Raw genomic sequence first — 3,717 nt, 5'->3', positions numbered from 1 at the left:
GTCGTCCGGCGCGCCGGACGACGCCCCCGAGGGCGCCGGGGACACCGGGCCCGCCGTGCCCGCCGCGCGGTCCGCCGCCGACGACGAGGCCCCCGCGGCCGCCCCGGACCCGGCCGACGACCCCGACACCCCGCACGCCCCCGACGGCACCCCCCACCCCGCCCCCGCCGCCTTCGACGACCGCCCCCGCGTGTCGTACGTCCTGAGCGTCAACGGCGCGGACCGGCCCGTCACCGAGGCGTGGATCGGGGAGTCGCTGCTCTACGTGCTGCGCGAGCGGCTCGGCCTCGCCGGGGCCAAGGACGGCTGCTCGCAGGGCGAGTGCGGGGCGTGCAGCGTGCAGGTGGACGGGCGGCTGGTCGCCTCGTGCCTGGTGCCGGCGGCGACGACCGCGGGCAGCGAGGTGCGGACCGTCGAGGGGCTCGCCGAGGACGGCCGCCCCTCCGACGTGCAGCGTGCGCTGGCCCGCTGCGGGGCCGTGCAGTGCGGCTTCTGCATCCCGGGCATGGCGATGACCGTGCACGACCTCCTCGAGGGCAACCACGCCCCGTCCGAACTGGAGACCCGCAAGGCGCTGTGCGGGAACCTGTGCCGCTGCTCCGGCTACCAGGGCGTGCTCGACGCCGTCCGCGAGGTCGTCGCGGAGCGCTCCGAGCGCGAGGCGGCCGACGACGAGGCGGACGACGGGGGCGCCGACGGGGACGTCCGCGTCCCGCACCAGGCAGGTCCCGGCGGCGACGAGGCCGCCCGGGGCGCCCACCACCCGCACGACGGAGGCCGGTCGTGAGCACTGCATCCCCCGAGCGCGAACTCCCGGTGCGCGGGCTCGGCGCCTCCCTGCCCTCCGAGGACGCCCCCGCGAAGACCGAGGGCACCTTCCCCTACGCCGCCGACCTGTGGGCCGAGGGGCTGCTGTGGGCGGCGATCCTGCGCTCCCCGCACCCGCACGCGCGGATCCTGTCCGTCGACACCTCGCTCGCCGAGGCGATGGACGGGGTGCACGCCGTCGTCACCCACGAGGACGTCCCCGGCGACCCCGTGCACGGCCGCCGGGTGCACGACCGGCCGGTCTTCGCGCACGACGTGGTCCGCCACCACGGCGAGCCGATCGCCGCCGTCGCCGCCGACCACCCCGACACCGCCCGGCTCGCCGCCGCCGCGATCACCGTCGAGTACGAGGTCCTCGCCCCGGTCACCGACCCCGAACTGGCCTTCTCCGCCGAGCCGCTGCACCCCGACGGCAACCTGATCCGGCACATCCCGCTGAGCTTCGGCGACCCGGACGCCACCGGCGAGGTCGTCGTCGAGGGGATCTACCGGATCGGCCGCCAGGACCCCGCCCCGATCGGCGCGGAGGCCGGGCTCGCCGTGCCGCGCCCGGACGGCGGGGTGGAGATCTACACCGCCTCCACCGACCCGCACACCGACCGGGACACCGCCGCCGCCTGCTTCGGCCTGGAGCCGGAGCGGGTCAAGGTCGTCGTCACCGGCGTCCCCGGGGCGACCGGCGACCGCGAGGACACCGGCTTCCAGATCCCGCTCGGCCTGCTCGCGCTCAGGACCGGCTGCCCGGTCAAGCTGACCGCGACCCGCGAGGAGTCCTTCCTCGGCCACGCCCACCGCCACCCCACGCTGCTGCGCTACCGCCACCACGCCGACGCCGAGGGCCGCCTCGTCAAGGTCGAGGCGCAGATCCTGCTGGACGCGGGCGCCTACGCCGACGCCTCCTCCGACGCGCTCGCCGCCGCGGTCTCCTTCGCCTGCGGCCCGTACGTCGTCCCGCACGCCTTCGTCGAGGGCTGGGCGGTGCGCACCAACAACCCGCCGTCGGGTCACCTGCGCGGCGAGGGCGCGATGCAGGTGTGCGCCGCGTACGAGGGCCAGATGGACAAGCTGGCCGCGAAGCTGGGCGTCGACCCGGCCGAGCTGCGGCTGCGCAACGTGCTCGCCACCGGCGACCTGCTGCCCACCGGGCAGACGGTCAGCTGCCCGGCCCCCGTCGCCGAACTCCTGCGCGCCGTACGGGACTTCCCGCTGCCCGCGCTCCCCAAGGACACCCCCGTCGACGAGTGGCTGCTGCCCGGCGGCCCCGAGGGCGCGGGCGAGCCGGGGGCGGTGCGCCGCGGCGTCGGCTACGCGCTGGGCATGGTCCACCTGCTCGGCGCGGAGGGCGCGGACGAGGTCTCCACGGCGACGGTCAAGGTCCACGACGGGGTCGCCACGGTGATCTGCGCCGCGGTCGAGACCGGGCAGGGGTTCACCACCCTGGCCCGGCAGATCGTGCAGGAGGTGCTCGGCGTCGACGAGGTGCACGTCGCCCCCGTCGACACCGACCAGCCGCCCGCCGGGTCCGCCGCGCGCGGCCGGCACACCTGGGTGTCCGGCGGGGCGGTGGAGCGGGCCGCGAAGATGGTCCGCACCCAGCTCCTGCAGCCGCTCGCCCACAAGTTCGGGATGTCCACCGAGCTGCTCTCGATCGCCGACGGCAAGATCACCTCGTACGACGGTGTGCTGTCCACGACCGTCGTCGAGGCGCTGGAGGGCAAGGAGCTGTGGGCGACCGCGCAGTGCCGCCCGCATCCCACCGAGCCGCTCGACGGCTCCGGGCAGGGCGACGCGTTCGTCGGGCTCGCGTTCTGCGCGATCCGGGCGGTGGTGGACGTGGACGTGGAGCTCGGGTCCGTGCGGGTGGTGGAGACGGCCGTCGCGCAGGACGTCGGGCGGGTGCTCAACCCGGCGCAGCTGCGCGCGCGGATCGAGGCCAGCGTCACCCAGGGCGTCGGGGCGGCGCTGACGGAGAACCTGCGCAGCAACGGGGGAGTGGTCCGGCGGCCCGACCTCACCGCGTACGCGCTGCCGACCGCGCTGGACGCGCCGGTCGTGCGGATCGTGAAGCTGGTCGAGGAGCGGGACGTGGTCGCGCCGTTCGGGGCGAAGGCGGTCAGCGCGGTGCCGGCGGTCACCGCGCCGGCGGCGGTCGCGGCGGCGGCGCGGGCGGCGACGGGGCGGCCGGTCAACCGGCTGCCGATCCGGCCGCAGTCGGCGGTGGCGCCGGCCTGAGGGCTTCGGCGGGCCGCCCGGTTCGGCCGCACGCCCCCGCATGTCGCAATCGTCCGATTTAAGGCTTTTTCCTATAGTGGGCTGCGCCCGGGGCCGTTCGCATCCCACTGAGGAGACAGCCATGTCCAACCTGTTCGTCGTCGCCTACGACGACCTCGCCACCGCCCAGCAGGTGCGCGACAAGCTCCTGTCGATGAACACGGAGCACCTCGTCGAGCTGGAGGACATCGTCGTCGTCGAGCGGCGCGAGAAGGACGGGAAGATCAAGCTGCACCAGGCGGTCAACCACACCGCGGCCGGGGCGGCGGGCGGTGCGTTGTGGGGCACCGCGATCGGCCTGCTCTTCCTGGTGCCGTTCCTCGGCGCCGCGGTCGGCGCCGCGGCGGGGGCCGCGGGCGGCGCGGTCACCGACACCGGCGTGGACGACGCGTTCGTGCGGGAGCTGAGCGCGAACCTCAAGCCGGGCGCCGCCGCGGTGTTCGTCCTGGTCAAGCAGGCCGCGCGGGACAAGGTGGTGCCGGAGCTCGCGCAGTTCGGCGGGCAGCTCGTGCAGACCTCGCTGTCGCACGAGGAGGAGGACCAGCTCAAGGAGATGGTGCGCGCGGCGCGCGCCTGACGCCTCGCCGGACCGCGCGAAGGGCCGCCCCCGGGGAGGGG

3 protein-coding genes are annotated in these 3,717 nt (G+C 76.0%); all 3 read left to right on the top strand.

All coding sequences use genetic code 11. The features are described 5' to 3' along the window. Positions 1–787, top strand: a 787-nt coding sequence (locus ACFWEG_RS28560; RefSeq protein ID WP_387220889.1) for a (2Fe-2S)-binding protein, incomplete at its 5' end; no start/stop codon positions are given. After that, positions 784–3,060, top strand: a complete 2,277-nt coding sequence (locus ACFWEG_RS28555) for a xanthine dehydrogenase family protein molybdopterin-binding subunit (RefSeq protein ID WP_387220886.1) — start codon at positions 784–786, stop codon at positions 3,058–3,060. The genes ACFWEG_RS28560 and ACFWEG_RS28555, both read left to right, overlap by 4 nt. 121 nt (positions 3,061–3,181) lie before the next feature. Continuing rightward, positions 3,182–3,676 carry a DUF1269 domain-containing protein gene (locus ACFWEG_RS28550; protein ID WP_387220883.1) on the top strand — a complete coding sequence of 165 codons (495 nt, stop codon included), beginning with the start codon at positions 3,182–3,184 and terminating at the stop codon, positions 3,674–3,676. The last annotated feature ends 41 nt before the right edge of the window (positions 3,677–3,717 follow it).

Origin of the sequence: Streptomyces sp. NPDC060194, assembly GCF_042728285.1 — a bacterium.
In the GTDB taxonomy this organism is placed as follows: domain Bacteria; phylum Actinomycetota; class Actinomycetes; order Streptomycetales; family Streptomycetaceae; genus Streptomyces.
This window is presented reverse-complemented; position numbering and strand designations above follow the sequence as displayed.